This is a genomic window from Aeromonas sp. s11 (genome assembly GCF_040907945.1).
GTDB classification, from domain to species: domain Bacteria; phylum Pseudomonadota; class Gammaproteobacteria; order Enterobacterales; family Aeromonadaceae; genus Aeromonas; species Aeromonas veronii.
This window is the reverse complement of the sequence record NZ_JBFOCU010000039.1, coordinates 57,349-79,566: the sequence shown is the minus strand read 5'-3', so window position 1 is coordinate 79,566 and position 22,218 is coordinate 57,349. Positions and strand designations below refer to the sequence as shown.

The 22,218-nt window shown below is 61.1% G+C and carries 21 protein-coding genes, 1 pseudogene and 1 riboswitch; of the genes and pseudogenes, 6 read left to right on the top strand and 16 right to left on the bottom strand.

Features of this window, described 5'->3' with window-relative positions; all coding sequences use genetic code 11:
- Nucleotides 1-95 precede the first annotated feature (95 nt).
- The gene (locus AB5Y84_RS11295) at nucleotides 96-1,493 is read left to right on the top strand and encodes a nucleobase:cation symporter-2 family protein (RefSeq protein ID WP_040066712.1); all 1,398 of its coding nucleotides are present in this window, start codon (nucleotides 96-98) and stop codon (nucleotides 1,491-1,493) included.
- A gap of 102 nt (nucleotides 1,494-1,595) precedes the next feature.
- Nucleotides 1,596-2,312, top strand: a complete 717-nt coding sequence (locus AB5Y84_RS11290; RefSeq protein ID WP_368176957.1) for a protein ligase — start codon at nucleotides 1,596-1,598, stop codon at nucleotides 2,310-2,312.
- Between the two features lie 114 nt (nucleotides 2,313-2,426).
- On the opposite strand, the gene AB5Y84_RS11285 is transcribed toward AB5Y84_RS11290, so the two are convergent.
- A complete protein-coding gene (locus AB5Y84_RS11285) occupies nucleotides 2,427-3,803 on the bottom strand; it encodes a sodium:alanine symporter family protein (protein ID WP_005338391.1) in 1,377 nt (458 codons plus the stop codon).
- Between the two features lie 107 nt (nucleotides 3,804-3,910).
- Nucleotides 3,911-4,026: riboswitch (glycine riboswitch) on the bottom strand.
- A 507-nt stretch (nucleotides 4,027-4,533) separates the two neighbouring features.
- Here AB5Y84_RS11285 and AB5Y84_RS11280 point away from each other — a divergent pair.
- Complete coding sequence (locus tag AB5Y84_RS11280) at nucleotides 4,534-5,700, top strand: type III PLP-dependent enzyme (RefSeq protein ID WP_043818871.1); 1,167 nt, start codon at nucleotides 4,534-4,536, stop codon at nucleotides 5,698-5,700.
- An 83-nt stretch (nucleotides 5,701-5,783) separates the two neighbouring features.
- On the opposite strand, the gene AB5Y84_RS11275 is transcribed toward AB5Y84_RS11280, so the two are convergent.
- Nucleotides 5,784-6,752, bottom strand: coding sequence for a calcium/sodium antiporter (locus AB5Y84_RS11275; RefSeq protein WP_005343920.1), 969 nt, complete (start codon nucleotides 6,750-6,752; stop codon nucleotides 5,784-5,786).
- Between the two features lie 126 nt (nucleotides 6,753-6,878).
- A complete protein-coding gene (locus tag AB5Y84_RS11270) occupies nucleotides 6,879-7,352 on the bottom strand; it encodes a peroxiredoxin (RefSeq protein WP_368176956.1) in 474 nt (157 codons plus the stop codon).
- Between the two features lie 155 nt (nucleotides 7,353-7,507).
- Between AB5Y84_RS11270 and AB5Y84_RS11265 the strand changes: the two genes are divergently transcribed.
- Complete coding sequence (locus tag AB5Y84_RS11265; RefSeq protein ID WP_202000515.1) at nucleotides 7,508-8,434, top strand: phenylacetate--CoA ligase family protein; 927 nt, start codon at nucleotides 7,508-7,510, stop codon at nucleotides 8,432-8,434.
- A gap of 91 nt (nucleotides 8,435-8,525) precedes the next feature.
- On the opposite strand, the gene yfcD is transcribed toward AB5Y84_RS11265, so the two are convergent.
- Nucleotides 8,526-9,008, bottom strand: coding sequence for an NUDIX hydrolase YfcD (yfcD, locus tag AB5Y84_RS11260; protein ID WP_088869894.1), 483 nt, complete (start codon nucleotides 9,006-9,008; stop codon nucleotides 8,526-8,528).
- A 203-nt stretch (nucleotides 9,009-9,211) separates the two neighbouring features.
- Between yfcD and AB5Y84_RS11255 the strand changes: the two genes are divergently transcribed.
- Nucleotides 9,212-9,430, top strand: coding sequence for a DUF1107 family protein (locus AB5Y84_RS11255; RefSeq protein ID WP_005338403.1), 219 nt, complete (start codon nucleotides 9,212-9,214; stop codon nucleotides 9,428-9,430).
- A 52-nt stretch (nucleotides 9,431-9,482) separates the two neighbouring features.
- On the opposite strand, the gene AB5Y84_RS11250 is transcribed toward AB5Y84_RS11255, so the two are convergent.
- The 11 genes and pseudogenes from AB5Y84_RS11250 to AB5Y84_RS11200 form a co-directional block, all read right to left on the bottom strand.
- Entirely contained in the window at nucleotides 9,483-9,797 is a 315-nt protein-coding gene (locus tag AB5Y84_RS11250) for a DUF2845 domain-containing protein (RefSeq protein ID WP_274160695.1), read from the bottom strand.
- Between the two features lie 188 nt (nucleotides 9,798-9,985).
- The gene (locus tag AB5Y84_RS11245) at nucleotides 9,986-10,597 is read right to left on the bottom strand and encodes an FKBP-type peptidyl-prolyl cis-trans isomerase (RefSeq protein ID WP_005338405.1); all 612 of its coding nucleotides are present in this window, start codon (nucleotides 10,595-10,597) and stop codon (nucleotides 9,986-9,988) included.
- Nucleotides 10,598-10,747: 150 nt separating this feature from the next.
- Entirely contained in the window at nucleotides 10,748-11,473 is a 726-nt protein-coding gene (locus tag AB5Y84_RS11240; protein WP_005338406.1) for a copper homeostasis protein CutC, read from the bottom strand.
- Nucleotides 11,474-11,514: 41 nt separating this feature from the next.
- A complete protein-coding gene (locus AB5Y84_RS11235; protein WP_069526293.1) occupies nucleotides 11,515-12,417 on the bottom strand; it encodes an ROK family protein in 903 nt (300 codons plus the stop codon).
- A 108-nt stretch (nucleotides 12,418-12,525) separates the two neighbouring features.
- Nucleotides 12,526-13,032, bottom strand: coding sequence for a GNAT family N-acetyltransferase (locus tag AB5Y84_RS11230; protein ID WP_302246514.1), 507 nt, complete (start codon nucleotides 13,030-13,032; stop codon nucleotides 12,526-12,528).
- A complete protein-coding gene (locus AB5Y84_RS11225; RefSeq protein ID WP_368176955.1) occupies nucleotides 13,020-13,826 on the bottom strand; it encodes a M48 family metallopeptidase in 807 nt (268 codons plus the stop codon). Before AB5Y84_RS11225 ends, AB5Y84_RS11230 begins: the two co-directional genes overlap by 13 nt.
- Nucleotides 13,827-14,007: 181 nt before the next feature.
- On the bottom strand, nucleotides 14,008-14,982 hold the full coding sequence (locus AB5Y84_RS11220) for a PstS family phosphate ABC transporter substrate-binding protein (RefSeq protein WP_005338411.1): 975 nt from the start codon (nucleotides 14,980-14,982) through the stop codon (nucleotides 14,008-14,010).
- Between the two features lie 178 nt (nucleotides 14,983-15,160).
- Nucleotides 15,161-16,456 (bottom strand): phosphate regulon sensor histidine kinase PhoR, encoded by a 1,296-nt coding sequence (gene phoR, locus AB5Y84_RS11215; RefSeq protein WP_064338495.1) that lies wholly within the window; start codon nucleotides 16,454-16,456, stop codon nucleotides 15,161-15,163.
- A gap of 8 nt (nucleotides 16,457-16,464) precedes the next feature.
- Nucleotides 16,465-17,154, bottom strand: coding sequence for a phosphate regulon transcriptional regulator PhoB (gene phoB, locus AB5Y84_RS11210; protein WP_005338414.1), 690 nt, complete (start codon nucleotides 17,152-17,154; stop codon nucleotides 16,465-16,467).
- Nucleotides 17,155-17,255: 101 nt separating this feature from the next.
- Complete coding sequence (locus tag AB5Y84_RS11205) at nucleotides 17,256-17,666, bottom strand: VOC family protein (RefSeq protein ID WP_113738931.1); 411 nt, start codon at nucleotides 17,664-17,666, stop codon at nucleotides 17,256-17,258.
- Nucleotides 17,667-17,795: 129 nt separating this feature from the next.
- Nucleotides 17,796-19,474: pseudogene (locus AB5Y84_RS11200) on the bottom strand (sigma-54-dependent Fis family transcriptional regulator).
- Nucleotides 19,475-19,710: 236 nt separating this feature from the next.
- On the opposite strand from AB5Y84_RS11200, the gene AB5Y84_RS11195 reads away from it, so the two are divergent.
- Nucleotides 19,711-21,228 (top strand): aldehyde dehydrogenase family protein, encoded by a 1,518-nt coding sequence (locus AB5Y84_RS11195; protein WP_368176954.1) that lies wholly within the window; start codon nucleotides 19,711-19,713, stop codon nucleotides 21,226-21,228.
- Nucleotides 21,229-21,308: 80 nt separating this feature from the next.
- On the opposite strand, the gene AB5Y84_RS11190 is transcribed toward AB5Y84_RS11195, so the two are convergent.
- Complete coding sequence (locus AB5Y84_RS11190) at nucleotides 21,309-22,094, bottom strand: helix-turn-helix transcriptional regulator (protein WP_368176953.1); 786 nt, start codon at nucleotides 22,092-22,094, stop codon at nucleotides 21,309-21,311.
- Nucleotides 22,095-22,218 lie beyond the last annotated feature (124 nt).

Below are 22,218 nucleotides of genomic sequence, written 5' to 3'. Positions count from 1 at the left end.
AACCTTTTTTTGCATAATTAGCGCTGGTCAGCCTCATTTCAATCACTACAATAGCGCCCAATTTTCTCCCCCTCCCCACACAATTCGAGGTACTTATGGAACAGGCTGCTGTCACACGCGCCAATCGAGAGGCACATCCACCCAGGCGAGCCCATAGCGAACTGGTCTATGGCATAGAGGATGTCCCGCCTCTGCCCCAGACGCTGTTCGCCGCCCTGCAGCATATGCTCGCCATGTTTGTCGCCATCATTACCCCGCCCCTGATTATCGCCAATGCCCTCGGCCTCCCTGCCGCCGACACCCGTTATATCGTCTCCATGTCGCTGGTCATGTCCGGCATCGCCTCCTTCATTCAAACCCGCCGCTTCGGCCCCATCGGTTCCGGCCTGCTCTCGGTGCAAGGTACCAGCTTCAACTTCCTCGGCCCCATCATCGCCTCCGGTCTCGCCCTCAAACAGGCCGCCATGCCCACCGAGGATCTGTTGGGCACATTGTTCGGCACCATGATGGTTGCCGCACTCACTATCGTGGTGATGAGCCGCTTCCTCCATCTGGTGAAACGGATCATCACCCCGCTGGTCACCGGCATAGTGGTGCTGCTGATCGGCCTGACCCTGATCAAAGTGGGCCTGATCAGCATGGGCGGCGGCTATGCAGCCCTCTCTGATGGCAGCTTCGCCAGCCACACCAACCTCTTCCTCTCCCTGCTGGTGCTCGGCCTGATCGTGTTGCTGCAACGCAGTCGCAACCCCTGGTTGCGCCTCTCCGCCATCATGATCGCCATGCTAGCGGGTTATGCCGTGGCACTGCTGCTGGGCAAAGTGAGCGCCCCCACCTTCGACGGTCCGCTGGTGATGGTGCCCATTCCGCTCCACTACGGCCTAGGCTTTGACTGGCAGCTGTTCGTGCCGCTCGCCATCATCTTCGTGGTGACGGCGCTCGAAGCGATCGGCGACATGACCGCCACCTCGGATATCTCCGGCGAGCCACTGGAAGGGCCTGTCTATATGGAGCGGATCAAAGGCGGCGTGCTGGCCGATGGTGCCAACTCCATGCTGGCGGCGGTTTTCTCCACCTTCCCCATGTCCACCTTCGCCCAGAATAACGGCGTCATTCAGCTGACCGGCGTCGCCAGCCGTCACGTCGGTCTCTTTATCGCCGCCATGCTGGCCCTGCTCGGCCTGTTCCCGGCTGTCGCGAGTCTGGTGCAACAGATCCCCGAGCCCGTGCTGGGCGGAGCTACCATCGTCATGTTTGGCACCATCGCCGCCGCCGGGGTGCGCATCATTGCCCGCGAGGAGCTGGATCGCCGCGCCCTGATGATCCTGGCAGTGTCGCTGGCCATGGGGCTGGGGGTCGCGCAGGTGCCGGAAGTGCTGCAACACCTGCCGGAGCTGGCCAAGAGCGTGCTCTCCTACGGCGTCGCCACCGGTGGCATTACCGCCATCGTGCTCAACCTGCTGCTGCCCAAGCGCGAAGCGCGCCACTCCTGAGACGTAATCAACCGATAGCAGACTCAAGCCCCGCACTGCGGGGCTTTACCTTGCCAGTCGCCACGGGTAGTGTGCTGGGCAGCCTTTTTTGAGGATGCCGCCATGCCCTATCGCCTGCTCTCTCCCCTCCCCGATACCGCTTCACCCGCACAGATACTGGCACAAGAGCAGCACTGGCTGCGCGACTGCGCCCATGACGGCCAGCCCCGCGCTCACCTCTGGCAGGCCCCCCAATGCCTGATTGTCACTCGCAAGGATACTCGCCTCCCCCATTACGAAGCCGCCTGCCAGCAACTTGCAGCTGAAGGCTGGCCGGTACATGTGCGCGACAGCGGCGGCACCGCCGTGCCCCACGGGGCGGGGATCCTCAACCTATCCCTGCTGCTGCCCCGCACCACCACAGATCTCGCCCACTACTACCGGCTGCTGGGGGCGCCGCTGCTGACCCTGTTGGCGGAGTACGGCCTTGAGGGAAGCTATGACTTCGTGCCCGGATCCTTTTGCGATGGTCAGTACAATCTGGTGATCGGGGGGCGCAAGATCACCGGTACCGCCCAGCGCTGGTTGGCGCCGGGGCAGGATCACCAGGGCGCCGTGCTGGCGCAAGCCATGCTGCTGGTGGCGGGTGATGTGGATGAGGGAACCAGAATGGCGAGCCGCTTCTACGAGCTGGCGGGCGGCGAGCTGCGCTTTATGGCGGGAACCTCCATTACGCTGACAAGCTGCATCGATTGGCGCGGTAGCGATCAGGCACTGGTGGAGAAAGTGCGAGCACGTCTGGATAGCCTGCTGAGCGAGGGGCTATCCCCCTCATCCTGACCTTATCCCGAAGGGAGAGGGAAAGTCCCCGTCCATAGACACAGCGCACAAAAAAGCCACGACCGGAGTCGTGGCTTGTTCTTTTCAATGGACACGTGAAACGGGCCGAGGCGTTCAGGCCGTCTGCGGCTCCGGCTCGGCTTCGCTATCCAGATCCCGGCTAAAGTAGGCGCGGGTCTCGGCGATCACCACATGGCGCAGGCCAATCAGGCCGATGAGGTTGGGCACCGCCATCAGGCCGTTAACGATATCGGCCAGGAGCCAAATCATGTCCAGATGGAGGAAAGCACCGCTCGCTACCAGCGCCAGATAGACCAGACGATAGGGCTTGATTGCCTTCACCCCGAACAGATACTCGGTGCAGCGCTCGCCGTAGTAGTTCCAGCCAAGGATGGTGGTAAAGGCGAAGAACAGCAGGCCAATGCTCACCAGATACTGACCGACATGGGCATCCAGCCCCTGTGCAAAGGCCAGACTGGTCATGGCCGCGCCGCTTGCATCACCGCTCCACACGCCGGTGACCACCAGGGTCAGGCCGGTCATGGTGCAGATGATGATGGTGTCGATGAAAGTACCTGTCATGGAGACCAGCCCCTGCTCCACGCAAGAGTCGGTCTTGGCCGCCGCCGCCGCGATGGGTGCAGAGCCCAGACCTGACTCGTTGGAGAAAACCCCGCGCGCCACCCCGGACTGAATGGCCAGCATGATGCTGGCACCGACGAAGCCACCGGTCGCCGCATGGCCGGTGAAGGCACTCTCGATAACCAGCATGACGGCATCGGGCAGGGCGCTGGCGTTGTTCACCAGCACACCCAGACAGGCGACGATGTAGAAGATGGCCATGAAGGGCACTACCTTGCTCGACACGCTGGAGATGGACTTGATCCCCCCCAGAGTCACCAGCGCCACGATCAGGGTCAGCACCACGGCGGTCGCTTCACGGGGCACCGAGAAGGAGAGGCTCATGGCGTCGGAGATGGCATTGACCTGCGGGAAGGTACCGATCCCGAAGAAAGCCACGCCGATGCCAAACAGGGCAAACAGCTTGGCCAGCGGCTTGGAACCGAGCCCCTTCTCCAGATAGTACATGGGGCCGCCCGCCATCTGGCCGTTGGCATCCTGCTCGCGATATTTGACCGCCAGCAGACACTCGGCGTACTTGGTGGCCATGCCGAACAGCGCCGCCATCCACATCCAGAACAGGGCACCGGGGCCGCCGAGCTTGATGGCGGTAGCCACCCCGACGATGTTGCCGGTACCTATGGTGGCAGAGAGAGCGGTACAGAGGGCGCCGAAGCTGGAGACATCCCCCTGCTTGCCCTGCCCCTGATCGCGACCAAAGACCAGCCGCAGAGCGAGCGGCAAGCGCACCACCTGAAGCAGACCCAGACGCAGGGTGAGATAGATACCGGTCCCGACCAGCAGGATCAGCAGGGGTGGCCCCCAGATAAAGCTATCGATGGCGGTTAACGCCGATTGAATTGATGACATGCATCCTCCTTAAGAAACAGAAATTAAGGAGGAGAAGGATGATCTTCCCATAGGTGTCGCGATCGGCCAGAGGCGATCGGATGCGGGCCAAGCCCAGGTACAACCATCCCATCCCCTCTGTCCTTTTGCCTGAGAGTTTCCGGCGCCAGCCTGCCCTTGCGGGTAGTCATGGTGCCTTGCTCCTTCGGCGCCCGATTTAACGGGTCTCTCCAGAGTATCGTCCAGTAGCAGTCCACACCGGTTGCCCGGTACCTGAAAGATTCACTTCTTCGGTGGATGGTTGCCCATCGCTCTCCTGCTACCTTCATCCGAACTAATTTGGATTAGGAAGTCGGCATGTTAATCCAAAAAATGTGAGCTGTCTCGCACTTGGCCGCCCCCATTTATATTTTTTTAGTGACCACCAGAACCGCGGCAAGAATGTTAAATGTTAGTTAACTATCAACAAGTTAGGCTCGCACGGATCAAATGTGGCCCAAACGGGAAAAATGGCGGATAGAGAACAGTGATCCCTCTCGTTTCGCCAAGAAAATCTTGCCGACATATCCAATCAAAATGCTTGCACGCAGAATCAATAAGCCGATAATCCGCCGCATAACCAAGCACTTTGCCATCAATTTATGCACTGTGTTCGGTTGGTCCCACCGGACCGCTCGCCTGACCCGGCCGTCGCCGGTTCAATCGCATATGGCTTGGGCATATCACGCCCCCTAAGGATGACCAAAAGAGAATGAACGAGACCCTGGTTGCAAAAGATGTGGTCGCACAAGATTACCGTCAGCTGGTTGAACAATTCGGCTCCCCCCTGCTGCTGCTCGACAAGGCAGCCGTCCGCAAACAGTATCGGGCCCTGGCCGCCGCCCTGCCCGATGTACGATTGCACTATGCACTCAAACCCCTGCCCCATGAGGCGGTGGTCTCTGTCTTGAAGGAAGAGGGGGCCTGTTTCGATCTGGCCACCAACGGCGAAGTGGATCTGGTGCGCAGTCAGGGGGTTCGCCCGGGACGTTGCATTCATACCCATCCCATCAAGCGCGACAGCGATATCCGTTATGCGCTGGAGTTTGGCTGCACAGTGTTTGTCTACGACAACCCGCTGGAGCTGGAAAAGTTCATTCCCTACAAGGACGAAGTGAAACTGCTGCTGCGAGTCAGCTTCCCGAACCCCGAGACCAAGGTCGATCTCTCCAAGAAGTTCGGCTGCACTCCGGAGCAGGCGCTGCCGCTGCTGCAACTGGCCCACGCCAAGGGGATCAAGGTGATGGGGCTGTCGTTCCATGTCGGCTCGCAAGTGCCTCATGCCCGTCGCCATGTGCAGGCCATCGACGCCTGCCGCGAGATCATGGAGCAGGCCTGGGCGCTTGGGCTCAAGCCCTGGGTGCTGGATATCGGCGGCGGTTTCCCGGTGGATTATGAGGGGGGCGAGTTCGATATCGACGGCTTCTGCGCGCCGATCCGCGAAGCACTGGCCAAGCTGCCCGCAACCGTGCAGAAGATTGCCGAACCAGGCCGCTTTATCAGCGCGCCGGCCATGACTTCGGTATCCAGCGTGATGGGCAAGGCGCACCGCGGCGACAAGATCTGGTACTACCTGGATGACGGTCTCTACGGCAGCTACAACGGCCAGCTCTATGACCACGTTACCTATCCGGTGAGCACGCCTTATGCCAGTGGCGAGCAACACAACTCGGTGCTCTCCGGCCCCACCTGCGACAGCGTGGATGTGATCCGCGATGGCATCATGCTGCCGGACCTGGCTATCGGCGAGTTGGTGGTTGGCAAGGTGATGGGCGCCTACACCTGGGCCTCCGCCTCCACCTTCAACTTCTTCCCCAAGGCCAGCATCCTCATTCTGGACAGCAGCCAGAAGGGGCAGAAGCTGGTGGCAGTAGCCTGAGCACACCGCTCGCCAACAGGTTCACTGGGCAAAAACAAGAGGGGTAAGCTTGCGCTCCCCCTCTCTTATTTCACCAACCCCTATCAGATAAACTGACTGGTCAGCAGCCAGCCGGTGTAGGCGACGAAGCAGGTGAGCAGCACGCCCCCCTCCAACCGGTTGATACGGCCTTGTCCCTTGCGGCCCAGACACATCACCAGCAGCAGCAGGGTCAGCCCCATCATGATGCTCCAGTCACGGGTGAGCACCTCCGGCGCCACATCGAGCGGGTGGATGCCCGCCGCGATCCCCACCACCGCCAGGGTGTTGAACAGGTTGGAGCCGAGCACGTTGCCAAGGGCCAGATCATGCTCGTTCTTGCGAATGGCGATCAGCGACGAGGCCAGCTCCGGCAGGGAGGTTCCCACCGCGACTATGGTGAGACCAATCACCAGATCGCTGATACCAAGCGCCTGAGCGATGGTCACCGCCCCCCAGACCAACAGGCGGGAAGCGCCGATCAGCAGCACCAGCCCGACCACCAGCCAGAAGATGGCGCTCTTGAGGGACATCCCCTCGCTCTCGATATCCTCAGCGGTCTCGGTATCCAGCGCATCTCCCTTGCCATTCATGCCAGCCCAGATGGACCAGCCCATCAGGGCAACGAAGACGGCCCCCAGAATGACCGCATCCATCCGGCCCAGATGGCCATCGATCAGCAGGGCGCCGGAGAGCAGGGTAATACCAAGCAGGATCGGGATCTCCTTGCGCACTACCTGAGAGGCCACCGCGATAGGGCTGATCAGTGCCGTCAGACCCAGGATCAGCGCGATATTGGTGATGTTGGAGCCATAGGCATTGCCAAGCGCCAACCCGGGATTGCCCTGTGACGCCGCCAGTGCCGAGACCACCATTTCCGGGGCCGAGGTACCAAAACCGATGATCACCATGCCGATCAGCAGCGGCGGCATCCCCGCATAACGGGCGGTGGCGGCAGCGCCATCGACAAACTTGTCTGCACTCCAGACCAGCAGCGCCAGTCCGGCAATCAGGGCAACAAAAGCCAGGGTCATAGGATCTTCATCTCTTGTTATCTGCAACGAAGCGCCAGCCCAAACGGGCAGGCACCATGGGAAAGTGGCGCCAGTGTAGCTGTGCCACCTCCCATTTCAAGGGGAAATCAAACCGTGATTAACATTTCACAGTGCAGCCAGCAGGCTCGCGGCATCGGAGACCTCAAACTTGCCTGGCGCCTCCACAAGCAGCTGCTCGACCACACCATCATTGGCGATCAACGCAAAGCGCTGGGCGCGGATGCCGCCAAAGGCGCCGGTATCCTTGGCCAGACCCAGCGCCCGGGTCCAGCTGCCATCGCCATCCGCCAGCATGGTGATCGCCTCGGCATTCTGGGCCGTCTGCCAGGCCCGCATCACGAAGGCGTCGTTGACCGACAGACAACAGATGGCATCCACCCCTTTGGCCATAAACTGATCGGCCAGCACCACATAACCGGGCAGATGGGCATTGGAGCAGGTGGGAGTAAAGGCGCCGGGTACCGCAAACAGCACCACTTTTTTACCGGCAAACAGCGTCTGGCTATCCCGCAGCTGCTTGCCTTCGGCGGTGATAAAGGTAAATTCGCTCGCAGGCAGGGGTTGTCCTACAGCAATCATGATTTCTCGTCCTGAGTCGTGATGGGAAGTCGCCAGTTTATCCCAGAGTGACGATGCCGCCTAACAGCGGCTCTGATCCTGACCATGGATAGCGGCAGGCATTTTCCCCTTGGGCAGACTACTCTTGAGCTGGTTTCACGGCGCCAGGAGGCCCCATGCAACACTATTACGATGGTCTGGAAATTCGTCCCCCCGCCATGCGCGAACAGCAGCAACTGGACCAGCTCAATCATCAGCTTACCCATGTCAGTCAATATTGCGCCGGTTACTCCAGCGCCTATCGCCAGTGCCGCCTCGAGGATCTGGCAGAGCTGGCCACCCTGCCACTGCTCGACAGCAAAGAACTCTTTGCCGCCCAGCAGGCTCATCCCCCCTTTGCCGGTCTCACCGGCCGTCCGGCCAGTCAGGCGCTGCGGGTCTTCTCCTGTCCGGGCCAGCTGGCCATCCCCGAATATGCCGGGGCAGACTGGTGGGGCGCCGCCCGGGCGCTGTTTGCCGCCGGCTTCAAGGCGGGGGAAGTGATGCTCAACGGCCACGACTATCATGCTGGCCCCACCGCCTTTATCTTCGATAACGGCGCCCGCCAACTTGGGGCTCCAGTGGTACCCTGCGGCCCCCACGATACCCAGCGCCAGCTGGAGGCACTGCTGCGCTATCAACCCACCGGCTATGTCGGCCCGCTGATGACCCTGCTCGACCTGCTGGAAGCGGCCGAAGCGGCGGAGATCCCGAGCGACTCGCTGCGCCGCGCCCTATTGTGCGAAGCCACCCATCCTGAAACCGCGCCACTGCGCGCCATTCACGGCATTGCGGCCCTCAACTGTCTGGTGTGGCAGGATGTGGGGGTGGTGGCCTACGAGAGTCAGCCCGGTCAGGGCTTTATCGTCAACGAGAGTTGCATCGTCGAAATCATCGATCCCGCCAGCGGCAATCCCGTGAGTGGAGATGAAACGGGCCAGCTGGTGGTGACCCGGCTCGATCTGGAGTATCCATTGCTGCGTCTGGCCACCGACTGGCAAGGTCACTGGCTCGCCAAGCCGAGCGCTTGCGGGCGCACCAACCGACGCCTCAAGCTGGTGTAGCAGACCAAGTAAATGCACAAAGGCAAACGGGCAGCCATCAGGCTGCCCGTCTTGTCTCTGAACTGGAAAAGAAAATATCTAAAGAGAGACGTTAGCGTCTCGCCTGCCAGGTGGCGATGGCAAGCAGGGAGTCGGGGGTAAATTCACTGGCGCGCTCGGCAATCTCGGCCAGGCTCATCCAGTGCACCGCGCTCACCTCTTCGGCCTGCAACTGCAGCGGCCCCTGATAACGGCAACTGAAGAGGCCACCCCAGACCCGGTAGCCCTCCCCTTCCGCATAAAAGCTGCCAAAGCCCTGCAGGGGAACATCCATAATCCCCAGCTCCTCGGCTAGCTCGCGGCGGGCGGAGCGCTCCATCTCCTCACCGGTGGTGACCACGCCACCGGCGCAGGCATCCAGCATGCCGGGGCAGAAATCCTTGCTGAGGGTGCGTCGCTGCACCAGGATCCGATCCGCGTCGTCGAGCACCAGAATATAGCTGGCACGATGGCAGAGATTCTCCCGCCGCACCTCGGCTCGCTCGGCCACACCAATCACCCGGTTGTTCCCGTCCACCACATCAACCCATTCCACGCACAGGCCCTTTTATTTGTTCCATTCAAGCCCGCAGTATATCGGTGCGGTGGTTTGCCATGGCACAACTTTTTCGATGACGCCGTCAATTTGCCGAACTCACTGGCAAAATAAGGATTCATGCAAATCTTTATAAACCGTCATATCAGTGTCATCGACCGACACCATAGTGTGCCCTGTCCAGGCAATCAGGGAACCGTGTGATGAAGGTATTCAAGCAGTTATCCCCACGGCAGATCGCTCGCTACATCAAGAGCTTTCATCGAGGCTATTTTGCCATCGAGTCGCTGGGGACATTTGAATTCAACGCGGGCAGGATCAGCCTCCATGGCCTGACCTGCCGCCAGCGGCTAAGACTGGCTCGCCAGATCAATCTGGCGGTCAGACAACTTGGTCACCGCGACCCCTTGCCGGACATGTGAGTCAAAGGGTCTTGCCCTACTGTCTGTTGTGCATCCATGCTTTGCCCGCCGGCTACTGGCCGCGCGGGCCATTTTCGATGTCAGTCACCTTTCCATTGCGTACCGTCACGAAGCGCATGAACTCGTTCTTGCCGAAGTTGTAAGTCCAACGTTCACCATATTTGACCTGCACCATGTTGCCAAACTGGTTCTCCTCGTTACGGGTAATATCTTCCCGCAACATGGGCTCGCCGCACTTGAGCAGCATCTCGGCGGTGCTGTCACCCTCGCTGATCAGGGCGTTCTTGCAGCGCATGGCATCGGCACTGGCCGGAATGCTCAGCAGCAACAGAGCAAGCCCCGCTACTTTCTTCATCTTCTTGCTCATCGGGTTCTCCTTATCCTCTCTAATGAGTCGCAGTATGCCTGTTCCCGTTTCTGAAAAAACCAGTAAAAAGCGCAAAAGTGCCGCCCTTTTCTGCTCTCCAGCCCGCTGGTCGCGACAAATGCTGTCTAACACATAGCTCAAAAACAAACGGCGACCCGAGGGTCGCCGTTTGCATCAAGCCAGCAGGATCACAGGATGTCCAGCAGCTCGACTTCAAATACCAGTGCAGAGTAAGGCGGGATGGAGCCCGCGCCACGGGCACCGTAGGCCAGATCGTGGGGGATGTAGAGCTTCCACTTGGAACCAACCGGCATCAGCTGCAGCGCTTCAACCCAGCCAGCGATCACGCCAGTCACCGGGAATTCAGCCGGCTGGCCGCGAGCAACGGAGCTGTCGAATACACCACCGTGGGTGAAGGTACCGTGGTAGTGCACACGCACGGACTGACCGGCTACCGGAACGGCACCGTTGCCTTCTACCAGCACTTCGTACTGCAGACCGGAGTCGGTCACCTTCACTTCAGCGCGCTTGGCGTTATCAGCCAGGAAGGCTTCGCCGTCAGCAGCAGCGGCCTTGGCGGCGGCTTCCTGCTCTTCTTGCATACGCGCAGTGATCACCTGGAAGGCATCATTGATATCGTCACGGCTGACCGCGAACTCCAGACCATTCAGGGCATCTGCCAGACCTTGTTGCAGGGCCGGGATATCCAGACCGGCGAAGGCTTGCTGCGCCAGCTGATCACCCATGTTGCGGCCGATGCCATAGCTGGCCTTCTGTTCGATAGAGTCGTATTGGGACATTGAGATGTTGCTCCAGATCCATGTAGTAAAGAGGCGGGATAATATCAGACTTTTGGCCGGGGTGCTGCCGGGGGCGCCCCTGATTTCCCCGTCAGTGGGAGGAACTTCACACAAGATGCGGATGAACGCCGCCCAACGGCGGCGATCTGCTTAACCGCGATCCAGCAAGGCTCTGACCGCAGCCACCTTGGCGCCATCGGTGATATTGACCCGACCATCATCCGAAGTGCCCATATTCACTCCGTGCGGCACCATGCCACCGCGCCAGCCCATGCCGGACATATGCACTTCGCTCACTCCGGTGAACTCGATGATGGTACGCACGTTGTCGGCATTGACCCCGGCCCCCGGCATCAGGCTGGCACGCCCCGCCAGCGCTTGTTGCATCTCTTGCAGGGTTTCCAACCCAGCCAACGCGGTCGGCGCATGGCCCGAGCTTAGAATGCGCTCGCAACCGGCCGCGACTATGGTCTCCAGATCGAGGCGCCAGTCGGAGGAGAGGTCGATGGCGCGATGGAAGGTGACCCCCAACGGCCCTGCTGCATCCACCAGCTGTTTGAGCTTGGCGGCCGGCACCCGCCCCTCCTCATCCAGCAAACCGACCACCACCCCTTGCAGCCCCGCAGCGCGTGCCGCCGCGATATCTTGCAGCATCATCTCGAACTCGCCGTCGTTGAAGCAAAAATCCCCGGCGCGCGGGCGGATCATGGCGTACACCGGCACGGTGGCGTGGCGGGCTGCCTGCTGCATAAAACCGTAGGAGGGGGTCAGGCCCCCCAGACCCAGCGCAGAGCAAAGCTCGATGCGATCCGCCCCGGATTGCTGGGCGGTGAAGAGGGATTCCAGGTTGTCGATACAGATTTCAAGACGGGTCATGAGGACTCCTTTTTCGGGGAGATCAGACCCCACATCTGATCTCATAGATTGAGCAAGGCTGCGCCGCGCACACCACCGGCGCCGCCGAAGCGGGCCTGGCGGATCTCGGGCAGGGCGACCCCGGGCAGCAAGTGACCGGGCAGACGCAGCGGCAGCTGTTCATAGAGGGCGGGCAGGCCGCTCAGGCCGCCCCCCAATACCACCACCTCGGGATCAATCACCGAAATGGCGGTGGCAAGCCCGGCGGCCATGATCTCCAGCCAGCAGTCGACCGTCTCGACCGCATGGGGTTCATGGGCCTCGAAGCGCCCCACAATCTGGTGACCCGTGGCGCGCTGGCCATGGAAATGGTGATAGAGACGCTCCAGACCGGTGCCGGAGGCATAGGTTTCAAAACAGACCAGACGGCCGCAGCCGCAACGGGGACGGGGCAACTCGGGGTACTTCATCAGCATGGTCGCGGGCAAGGGGTAGTGACCAATCTCGCCAGCCAGCCAGTTGCGCCCCTGAATAAGCTTGCCCGCCAGATAAACAGCGCCGCCGATACCGGTGCCAATGGTGACGCCGAGCGCACTGCCTGCGCCGTCGGCTGCCCCTTGATGCACTTCGGACCAGAGGAAGCAGTTGGCGTCGTTATCCACCTTGACCGGCCGCTCCAGCAGCTCGGCCAGATCGGCGCCCAGATGGCGACCATTGATGGAGGGCAGATTGGCCGCCACTATGCTGTGATCCTGGCTGTTGATGACACCGGGGAAACCGATGCCGACCGAGCCCCGTGCGCCGAAGCGGGCATCCGCCTGCTCGACCCGGGAGCGGATCAGCTGCTGCAACCCCTCGTAATCGTTGCCCGGGGTGCTCAAGCGCTCCTCGTGGCAGAGGTTCAATGCACCGTCATAGACCGCAAAAGCGATCTTGGTGCCACCGATATCAAAGCCGTAATACATGCCAGCACTCCCTTGTCAGCCCGTGTTTATCCAACTCTGTTTCAAGGGGGACATTGTATTAATTCGCAAAAAAAATAAAGTGACCGAAGGCGAAAAACGGGAGAGTGATCAGAGCAAACGGCTCATTTGTCGCTGCAGGCAGGGCTGCCCGAGGCTTATCAGGGTACGCTCCTCGCCGTCAAAGACGAAGCCGCGGCGCAGGTAGAATCCCTCGCCTATGTGGTTGCCATCGAGCAGCCACAATTTGACGCTATGGCAACCGGCGCGGCGCATCTGCATCGCCACCGCTTGCCACAGCCGTTTGCCATAGCCTTGTCGCCAGTGGTCGGGATGGAGGTAAAAAGCGCGGATCAGGGCATGACTCTGTCCCGCTTCCTGCTGTGGTTGCCAGTAGAGCAGGCCAATCACCACCTCATCGAGACAAAGCAGCATGGGCCTTGGGCCCGGCTCGGCCAGACGGCTCTGCCAGATCTGCAGATGGGCGGTGACGTCCAGCTGCTCCAGCAGGTCGGCACCGAGCACCAGGCCATAGGCAGCGAGCCAGCTGGCTCGCTGCATCACCGTCATGGCGGCGGCATCGTCGCTGCGCGCCATGCGCAGGCTTATGCCTTGCATTGGGGCACCAGACCGTTGGCGCGGGCCTGCTCATAGAGCGGCAGCACTTGCGCCTGTTGCGCCTGCAACTCGGCGATCCGGTTCTCGTTGCTCGGGTGGGTGGAGAGCAGTTGCGGCGGGGTGTTGCCACCGGCGGCGGCACTCATGTTTTGCCACAGGGGGATTGCCTCGGCCGGATTGAACCCGGCACGCGCCATCAGTTCAAGCCCCAGCCGATCCGCTTCGCTCTCCTGAGTTCGGCCATAGGGCAACATCACCCCCACCTCGACCCCGAGGCCAAGGGCGGCCATGGTGGCGCCGCGATACTCGCTAGTGCCCATGGCAATGTCCGCAGCCGCCAGACCGATCCCCGCCAGCTGGCTGCGCGAGAGTCGCTCGTTGGAGTGCTGGGCCAGTACGTGAGTCAGCTCGTGGCCGATGACGGTCGCCAGCTGATCCTGATTCTTGGCCACCTTGAGCAAGCCACTGTAGACCCCGATCTTGCCGCCGGGCAGGGCGAAGGCGTTGACCTGTTTGGAGTCAAACACCACCACTTCCCAGTTGGTGATGCCATAGCTGGCCGGCACCTGGGCGGTCACCGCCTTGGCGACACAGGAGACATAGGCGTTGAGTTTGGCATCCTTGCTCACCTTCTCCTGCTTCTTCATCTGCTCGAAGGAGTCGGCGCCCAACTGGTTCATCTGCTGGGGAGAGTAGAGCAGCATCTGGCTGCGGCCGGTCGGCGACTGGGCGCAGGCGACCAGCAGGGCACTACAGAGGGCTACCATGCCAAACTTGGTGAGGGACGCAATCATGAAGGGATCCTTTGCCATAACGTTGCCCTATTCTCGGAAATGCCGCCCTGCTACGCAAGGGAGCCAGCCCCCGGCTGGCGGAAAAATATCCATCCTGCGCTATTAACAAAAATGACAGCCGCCAAAAACAAAACGAGCCCGCTTGGGGCTCGTTATATCAGGGCATGCTGACTGCAGGCAGTTACATGATACCCAGCTTTTTCAGGTCAGCCTGTACCACCTTGGCCGGCACCGGCACGTAGCCATCTTTGGCAACGATGTTCTGGCCTGCTTTGGAGAGCATCATCTTGACGAACTCTTGCTCCATCGGGGAGAGCGGCTTGTTCGGATGCTTGTTCACGTAAACGTACAGGAAGCGTGACAGCGGATACTTGCCGGTGATGGCGTTATCGGAGGTCGCTTCGATGAAGGTCTTGCCATCTTTGGAGAGCGGTACCGCACGCACGCCGGAGGTGACATAACCGATACCGGAGTAGCCGATGCCGTTCAGGGAGGCAGAGACAGACTGCACCACGGAGGCAGAACCCGGCTGCTCGTTCACGCCGCTCTTGAAGTCGCCGTTACACAGGGCGTGCTCCTTGAAGTAACCGTAGGTACCGGATACGGAGTTGCGACCGAACAGTTGCAGATCCTTGCTGGACCAGTTGCCGTCCAGACCCAGATCAGACCACTTGGTGGCAGCCTTGGCTTCGCCGCACTTCAGGGTGCTGGAGAAGATGGCATCGATCTGCGGCATGGTCAGCCCCTTGATGGGGTTGTCCTTGTTGACGAACACCGCCAGGGCATCGACTGCAACGCGGATGGCAGTCGGCTTGTAGCCGTAACGCTTCTCGAATGCTTCCTCTTCACCGGCCTTCATGGCACGGCTCATCGGACCGAACTGGGCAACACCTTCGGTCAGGGCAGTCGGTGCGGTAGAAGAACCGGCGGCCTGGATCTGCACGTTGACGTTGGGGTACAAGCGCTTAAATTCTTCGGCCCACAGGGTCATCATGTTGGCCAGGGTGTCAGAGCCGACAGAGGACAGGTTGCCCGAAATGCCGCTGGTCGGTGTGTAATCCGGCAGGTCTTTATCCACACCGGCAGCCAGGGCGCTGACAGAAAACAGGGTTGCTGCGGTGAATCCGATTACACCAGCCAGTTTGTTGAGTTTCATCCAATCTCTCCAAAGTTACAGAAGGTCCGTTCTTAAGACGGCGCCAGTATCTGACCTGGCAGTGACAAATTTATGGATTTAATGTGACACTTTAATGACATGGCGACAGATTTGAACAAATGAAAAGAGGGCCCGTTCAAAGGCCCTCTTTTTGCAGCTAACTCATTGCCATAAAAGACTATTTAATCACCACCATGCGGCTCGGGATAAGAAAGCTGAAGCGGCTGCCAAGGCCGACCCGGCTCTCGATATCGAGCTGGCAGTCGTGATGACTGAGGGCATGCTTGACGATGGCAAGGCCCAAGCCTGAGCCGCCGGTGTGGCGCGAGCGTGCCTTGTCGACCCGATAGAACCGTTCGGTCAGCCGTGCCAGATGCTCGGGGGCAATCCCCTCCCCTTCATCGCTCACGGCAAACAGCGCCATCGCCCCCTGCTTGCGCCACTCCACGGTAATTTTTCGCCCCGCCGGGGTGTAGTGGATGGCGTTGTAGACCAGGTTGGAGACGGCACTGCGCAGCTGCTCCTGATCCCCGCGCACCAGCAGATTGGGCTGCACCACAAATTCGATCTGGTGGGCCCGATCGCCCGAGAGCGCCCGCGCCTCCTGCTCCAACAGCCCCAGCATGGCAGGCATGTCCACCAGGTGGGAGAGATCCACGGTCGGGGCCGCCTCGATACGGGAGAGGGTGAGCAGCTGATTGACCAGATTATCCATGCGGATGGTCTGCTCCATCATCACCCGATGCGCCTTGGCCCACATGGCGGGCGGGGGCGGCTCCTCGGTCATCTCCAGATAACCCTTGAGCACGGTCAGCGGTGTGCGCAGTTCGTGAGAGACGTTGGAGACAAAGTGCTTGCGGGTCTTCTCGAGACTGCGCAAGCGGGTGACATCCCGCACCACCAGCATCGCCTGATCCGAGGCGTAGGGCATGATCCGAAACTCGAGAAACTTCTCCTCGTTGACCGGGGAGTGCATCTCGAGGGGCTCGTCATACGCCCCCTTGCCCAGATAGGCGTTAAAGGCCGGATTGCGAATGAGGTTGCCGATATGCTGGCCGGCATCCTCCGGCCAGCGAAAACCGAGCAGTTGCTCCGCCAGCCGGTTGCACCAGAGGATGCTGCCATCAGTGCGAAACACCACTGCGGCATCGGGTAGCGCCTCGGCACCTTCCCGGAAGCGGCGGATCAGCCCCGCCAGCTCGCGGCGACGGGCACGGTGACGCTGCTGCAACTTGTAGATACCGTTGAAGATGTACTCCCAGCTGCCATTGCCGCTGGGGGGCACCAGGCTGCGGTCGTGCCACAGCCAGTCAGAGAGCCGCTTCTGGAAGCGATAGTGCCAGCCCAGATGCAACACGGCCGCCACCAGCAGGCAGAGGGCAAGATGATCAATCAACCAGCCAACCAATGCGAAGGGGGCGTAAAAAAACGCCATTCGCCACAACTGTCGCCGCCAGGCGTAAGGTTGCAACATAACTGCCTCTAGAGACGGGTTGAGAAGCGGTATCCGGCTCCACGCACCGTCTGGATCAATCTGTCGTGCCCTGTCTCTTCAATCGCCTTGCGCAGGCGACGAATATGCACATCCACGGTTCTGTCCTCGACGTACACATTGGTACCCCAGACATTGTTGAGCAGCTGTTCACGGCTGTAGACCCGCTCGGGGTGAGTCATGAAGAAGTGAAGCAGCTTGAATTCGGTCGGCCCCATGTCGAGCGCCTTCTCTTCGGCACTGACCCGGTGGGAGACAGGATCGAGTTTCAGCCCCTGTACCTCGATCACCTCGTCCACCGAGGTGGGTGACACGCGGCGCATCACCGCATGGAGGCGAGCGGTCAGCTCCTTGGGCGAGAACGGCTTGGTGATATAGTCGTCGGCACCGGCCTCCAGACCACGCACCTTGTCCTCCTCTTCACCGCGGGCGGTGAGCATCACCACCGGGATCTGGCGCGTCACCTCATCCTGCTTGAGCTGCTTGATAAACTGGATGCCGCTGCCGCCCGGCATCATCCAGTCGAGCACGATGAGTTCGGGGTAGGGTTCGCGCACCTTCGCCAGTCCATCGGCGTAATCTTCCGCTTCAATCGTCTCATATCCCTTCTGCTCCAACACGAAGCAGAGCATTTCGCGGATCGGTGCTTCGTCCTCGACCACCAGAATTCGCTTAGCCATTCCCTTCTCTCTCCTCTGTGAAGATGGGTGCGCCAATTATTAGAATTTTCTGTGACACTTTTATGACTTTATGACAGGCGGGATGATAAACGTTTTCAGATTCAGTTGGCAGCAGTACGTTGCAACAAGTCCCACCGGTTGCCACTGATATCCTCAAACACCACCACAGTGCCATAAGGCTCGTCGCGGGGCTGTTCACAAAAATGAACACCGTACGCCTGCATGCGCTGGTAATCCCCCCAGAAATCAGTGGTCTCGAGGAACAGAAATACCCGGCCACCGCCCTGCTGGCCGATGGCGGCCTGCTGCTGCGCATTGGCCGCTTGTGCCAGCAGCAACGCGGAACCGGAGGCACCTTTGGGGGCAACCCGCACCCAGCGCTTGCCCGGTTTGCCCGGTTCATCGAGCCGGGTGTCTTCCAGGAGCACAAAGCCAAGTCCCTCGGTAAAAAAGCGAATGGCCTGATCGTAATCGGCGACCAGCAGGGTCAGCGCCCCTATGTGTTGTGACATGGCAGAAAATCCTCAACGGATGAGTCAACGGGCGCAATGCCCCGGCCAGGGCGCATCATAGCGGCTGGATGGGCAGGGCTCCAGCCGTCATGTGCGTCTTGAAAACAACCGGTGAGGGGGAGCGAGCACTCAAGGCGCTTCGCGCAGCGTCCGGTAGAGGGTGGTGCGGCTGATCCCCAGTTGGCGCGCGGCCTCACTGACGTTGCCGCCGCATGCCGCCAGCGTTTGCTGCACCTGCCGCCGGGTTTGTTCACGCAAGCTGGTCGCCTCTCCCATCGACAAGGCGCCGGGCTCTGTGGCCACACTGGGCAAATGCAGGTGGGCGGGTTCTATCCAACCCACCCCTCTGCCAGCACACAGGCCACTTCCAGTGCCTGCTTGAGCTGGCGCACGTTGCCGGGCAGCGGATGGGCCAGCAGCTGTTGCTCCGCATCGCGGGTCAGACGCAGGGTCGGATCCATCTCCGTCAACAGTCTCTGGATCAGCTCCAGACGCTCAGCGGCAGGCCAACGGCGCAGCGGCATCAGCTGCTGGCGCCAGCCGCAGATCCGGTAATAGAGGTCTTCGCGAAATGCGCCACTCTGCACCATGGCCGCCAGATCCCGGTGGCTGGCACTGACCAGCCAGAAATCCACCGCCTCCGGCTTGTGACTGCCAACCGGTGTCACGCTGCGCTCCTGCAAAACCCTCAGCAGTCGGGTTTGTGCCTGCAGCGGCAGTTCGCCAATTTCATCGAGCATCAGCATGCCGCCATGGGCTGCACGCAGATAACCTTGACTGCCCTGGCTGCGGGCACCGCTGAAGGCCCCGCCCACATACCCAAACAGCTCGGCTTCCACCAGATCTGCTGGTAACGCGCCACAGTTGACACACACCAGTGGCTGCTCCCGCCGACTGGACGCTCGGTGCAGGGCCCGCACCAGATGCTCCTTGCCGCTGCCGGTCTCCCCCTCGATAAGCAGCGAAATGCCGCGCTCCAGCATCTTGAGCGGCACCTGCTGCGGAGGTAGCACCGAGCTTGAGTGACCCGGCAGGACGGCGCGGGAAGGTGTCGCGTCCGCTTCTGGCAACAGCCGCAAGCCACGCCCCTCGCGCAGCAGTTGCCTGCCATCGAAAGGATGCTGACCGAGCCAGAGTCGGCCTGCCCGGTTGGCGCCGAGCAGTTCCCCCTCCTCTCCCAGCAACAGGCGAGCGGACCAGAGGCTCTGGGGATCGAGATCCACCAGCCAGCCCGGCTGACGCGCCAATAGTGCGTTTTCGAGGGTCATGGCCAGCAGCCGCACCGTGCCCAGCATGTCGCCATCGTGATGGGCCGCATCGGTGGAGATATCGAGCACCCCGAGCAATTGCCCGTCCGGCCCCAGCAACGGACAGGCGCTGCAACTGAGGAAGCTGTGCTGGGCGAAGAAGTGCTGATTGCCGAGCACCTGCACTTCGCTCTGCTCGGCCAGCGCGGTACCGATGGCGTTGGTGCCCTTGCTCGCCTCCCCCCAGCGGGCGCCACTGCGCAAAAAGATACGCTCGGCATGGCGGGCGAACCCCTCATCACCACTGGCGGCCAGAATGGCCCCCTCACCGTCACACAACAACAGGCGACAGGGGCGACCCGCCAGCAACTGGGCAAACAGCGGCAGCACGAAGCGCTGGAAGCAGGCGATCAGCGCCCTGTGCTGCTCCTGACGGGCCGACAGCTCCCCTTGGGGCAGCAAGTCCAGATCGGCGCTCTGCTGGCGGCTCAGCCCCTGATGCAGGCAGCGCTGCCAGGAACGCTGGATCGGACCGGGAACGGGTTGAAGTGACTCACTCATCACGCCTCCTGTTCACAAACAGCACAACTGTCTCGGTCACTGTCCAGAAACGGTACAGTTTTATCGCAATAGCCGTGGACATTGGTTAACCAAGATACGCTGCCACACCCCATTTGATAACGTTTTTGTAACCTTTTGTCTGCTGGTCAGACCCTTTGGCACGCCCCTTGCGATATCAGCTGGCAACCGGTCTGTCAGCCAGTCCGGTCAGGATCACACACATAAAGGATGATGAGATGATTTATACCGCTCCCGGTCAGGCAGGTGCCCTGGTCAGCTTCAAGTCCCGTTACGACAACTTCATCGGTGGTGAGTGGGTGGCCCCGCGCGCCGGCCGCTACTTTGAAAATATCTCGCCGGTGGATGGCAAAGTATTCTGCGAGGTCGCCCGCTCCGACGCCGCCGATATCGAGCTGGCGCTTGATGCCGCCCACAAGGCGTTCACCAGCTGGAGCAAAACCAGCGTCACCGAGCGCAGCAACCTGCTGCTGCGCATCGCCGATCGCATCGAGCAGAACATCGAACGGCTCGCCATCGCCGAAACCTGGGAGAACGGCAAGGCGGTGCGTGAAACCCTGGCGGCAGACCTGCCGCTGGTGGTGGATCACTTCCGCTACTTCGCTGGCTGCATTCGCGCTCAGGAGGGCTCGGCCGCCGAGCTGGATCAGAACACCGTCAGCTACCACTTCAAGGAACCCATCGGCGTGGTCGGCCAGATCATCCCGTGGAACTTCCCGCTGCAGATGGCCGCCTGGAAGCTCGCCCCTGTGCTGGCGGCGGGTTGCTGCAGCGTGCTCAAGCCCGCCGAGCAGACCCCGGTCACCATCATGCTGATGATGGATCTCATCAAGGACATCCTGCCTGCCGGCGTAGTCAACGTGGTCAACGGCTTCGGCGCCGAGGCAGGTCAGGCGCTGGCCACCAGCAACCGGATCCAGAAACTCGCCTTCACCGGTTCGACCGAAGTGGGCGCCCATATCCTGCGCTGCGCCGCCGACAAGCTGATCCCCTCCACCGTGGAGCTGGGGGGCAAGTCCCCCAATATCTACTTCGCCGACGTGATGCAGCACGAGAGCAGCTACATCGATAAGGCGGTAGAAGGGATGTTGATGACCTTCTTCAACCAGGGGGAAGTATGTACCTGTCCCTCCCGCGCGCTGGTGCAGGCCAGCATCTATGACGACTTCATGGACCGAGTGCTGGCCCGTGCTCGCACCATAGTGCAGGGCAACCCCCTCGATACCGCCACTCAGGTGGGGGCGCAGGCGTCCCGCGAGCAGTTCGACAAGATCCTGGGCTACATGGAGATCGGCCGCGGCGAAGGGGCCAAGATGCTGATCGGCGGCGATCCGGCCAAGGTGAGCGGACTGGAGGGGGGATTCTACATCCAGCCCACCATCTTCTCCGGTCAGAACAAGATGCGGGTGTTCCAGGAGGAGATCTTCGGGCCGGCGCTCGGGGTCACCACCTTCAAGGACGAGGCGGATGCTCTGGCCATTGCCAACGACACCCAGTACGGGTTGGGGGCAGGCCTGTGGACCCGCGACAGCAATCTGGCCTGGCGCATGGGGCGTGGCATTCAGGCTGGCCGGGTCTGGGTCAACTGCTACCACGCCTACCCGGCACACGCCGCCTTTGGCGGTTACAAAAAGTCGGGGATCGGCCGCGAGACCCACAAGATGATGCTGGACCACTACCAGAACACCAAGAACCTGCTGGTAAGTCACGACATCAACCCGCTCGGCTTCTTCTAGCGCAAGCAGATGTCATCAGAAAGGGCGCCTACGGGCGCCCTCCTTGTTTTGCTTCATCAGATGACATGTCCGGCGATTTGTTATCGGCCTGACTGTAGGCGATAACGCTGGGGGGAGCAGCCCAGCTCCCGGTTGAACATGGCGATAAAGGCCGAGGTGGAGCCGTAACCTAGCCGCCAGCTGATCTCCTGAATGGGCATGTCCCCCTTGAGCCAGGCAAGCGCCTTGAGCAGCCGCAGCCGCGCCCGCCACTGACCGAAACTCATCCCCAACTCCCGCAGGCAGCGCCGCGCCAGGGTGCGCTCTGTGGTGTGCAGTTGTCCGGCCCACTGAGCCAGAGTACGGGGATCGGCAGGATCGCTGTGCAACGCCGCCAGCATGGGAGCCAGCAGCTTGTCCTGACTCATCGACAGGTAGCTCTCCTGACAGCGGGTGCGCGCCAGCCGCTCCACCAGCAACTCGGCCTGGCGCTGATCCCACTCATCCGCCATATGGCTTACCCGTCGTTCGCAAAAATCGCTCAGCAGGGCGCGAATAAGTGGGGTAAGCAGCAGCAATCTGGGCTCTGGCGGCAGCTTGGCCGCCAGCTCGTGGCTGACGTAGATGGAGGTATAGTCGAGGGTCTGCTCGTTGTAGGAGGTGTGGTCGAGACCCGCCGGTACCCAGATAAGGTAGTCGGCAGGGGCCACCAGTCGCTGATCCCCCAGCTCTATCTCCATGATCCCCAGGCTGATCATGTTGAGCTGGCCCCAGGGGTGGGAGTGCAGCACGGTCGCGCTGTCGGCCAGCATCTGCTGGTAACTGAAATAGAGCGGATTGGGAGCGGGCAGAACGACATCTACCGGCTGAAAGTGGTGAGTGGCCATCAGCGCCCCTTGTCAGCGAGAGAGAGGAGCAGGCGTGATGCAACGCCCTGTTGGCTCGGTCTCCGGCACAGGTCAAAAGCAGCCATCAGTTGCGAGCAAACGCAGCCCGTGTGGGCCGGAATAA

Excerpts from the sequence above, each read along its gene's own strand:
- AB5Y84_RS11295 (WP_040066712.1), top strand. The coding sequence starts at position 96 with ATGGAACAGGCTGCTGTCACACGCGCCAATCGAGAGGCACATCCACCC.
- AB5Y84_RS11290 (WP_368176957.1), top strand. The coding sequence starts at position 1,596 with ATGCCCTATCGCCTGCTCTCTCCCCTCCCCGATACCGCTTCACCCGCA.
- AB5Y84_RS11285 (WP_005338391.1), bottom strand. The coding sequence starts at position 3,803 with ATGTCATCAATTCAATCGGCGTTAACCGCCATCGATAGCTTTATCTGG.
- AB5Y84_RS11280 (WP_043818871.1), top strand. The coding sequence starts at position 4,534 with ATGAACGAGACCCTGGTTGCAAAAGATGTGGTCGCACAAGATTACCGT.
- AB5Y84_RS11275 (WP_005343920.1), bottom strand. The coding sequence starts at position 6,752 with ATGACCCTGGCTTTTGTTGCCCTGATTGCCGGACTGGCGCTGCTGGTC.
- AB5Y84_RS11270 (WP_368176956.1), bottom strand. The coding sequence starts at position 7,352 with ATGATTGCTGTAGGACAACCCCTGCCTGCGAGCGAATTTACCTTTATC.
- AB5Y84_RS11265 (WP_202000515.1), top strand. The coding sequence starts at position 7,508 with ATGCAACACTATTACGATGGTCTGGAAATTCGTCCCCCCGCCATGCGC.
- AB5Y84_RS11255 (WP_005338403.1), top strand. The coding sequence starts at position 9,212 with ATGAAGGTATTCAAGCAGTTATCCCCACGGCAGATCGCTCGCTACATC.
- AB5Y84_RS11250 (WP_274160695.1), bottom strand. The coding sequence starts at position 9,797 with ATGAGCAAGAAGATGAAGAAAGTAGCGGGGCTTGCTCTGTTGCTGCTG.
- AB5Y84_RS11245 (WP_005338405.1), bottom strand. The coding sequence starts at position 10,597 with ATGTCCCAATACGACTCTATCGAACAGAAGGCCAGCTATGGCATCGGC.
- AB5Y84_RS11240 (WP_005338406.1), bottom strand. The coding sequence starts at position 11,473 with ATGACCCGTCTTGAAATCTGTATCGACAACCTGGAATCCCTCTTCACC.
- AB5Y84_RS11235 (WP_069526293.1), bottom strand. The coding sequence starts at position 12,417 with ATGTATTACGGCTTTGATATCGGTGGCACCAAGATCGCTTTTGCGGTC.
- AB5Y84_RS11230 (WP_302246514.1), bottom strand. The coding sequence starts at position 13,032 with ATGCAAGGCATAAGCCTGCGCATGGCGCGCAGCGACGATGCCGCCGCC.
- AB5Y84_RS11225 (WP_368176955.1), bottom strand. The coding sequence starts at position 13,826 with ATGATTGCGTCCCTCACCAAGTTTGGCATGGTAGCCCTCTGTAGTGCC.
- AB5Y84_RS11220 (WP_005338411.1), bottom strand. The coding sequence starts at position 14,982 with ATGAAACTCAACAAACTGGCTGGTGTAATCGGATTCACCGCAGCAACC.
- phoR (WP_064338495.1), bottom strand. The coding sequence starts at position 16,456 with ATGTTGCAACCTTACGCCTGGCGGCGACAGTTGTGGCGAATGGCGTTT.
- phoB (WP_005338414.1), bottom strand. The coding sequence starts at position 17,154 with ATGGCTAAGCGAATTCTGGTGGTCGAGGACGAAGCACCGATCCGCGAA.
- AB5Y84_RS11205 (WP_113738931.1), bottom strand. The coding sequence starts at position 17,666 with ATGTCACAACACATAGGGGCGCTGACCCTGCTGGTCGCCGATTACGAT.
- AB5Y84_RS11195 (WP_368176954.1), top strand. The coding sequence starts at position 19,711 with ATGATTTATACCGCTCCCGGTCAGGCAGGTGCCCTGGTCAGCTTCAAG.
- AB5Y84_RS11190 (WP_368176953.1), bottom strand. The coding sequence starts at position 22,094 with ATGGCCACTCACCACTTTCAGCCGGTAGATGTCGTTCTGCCCGCTCCC.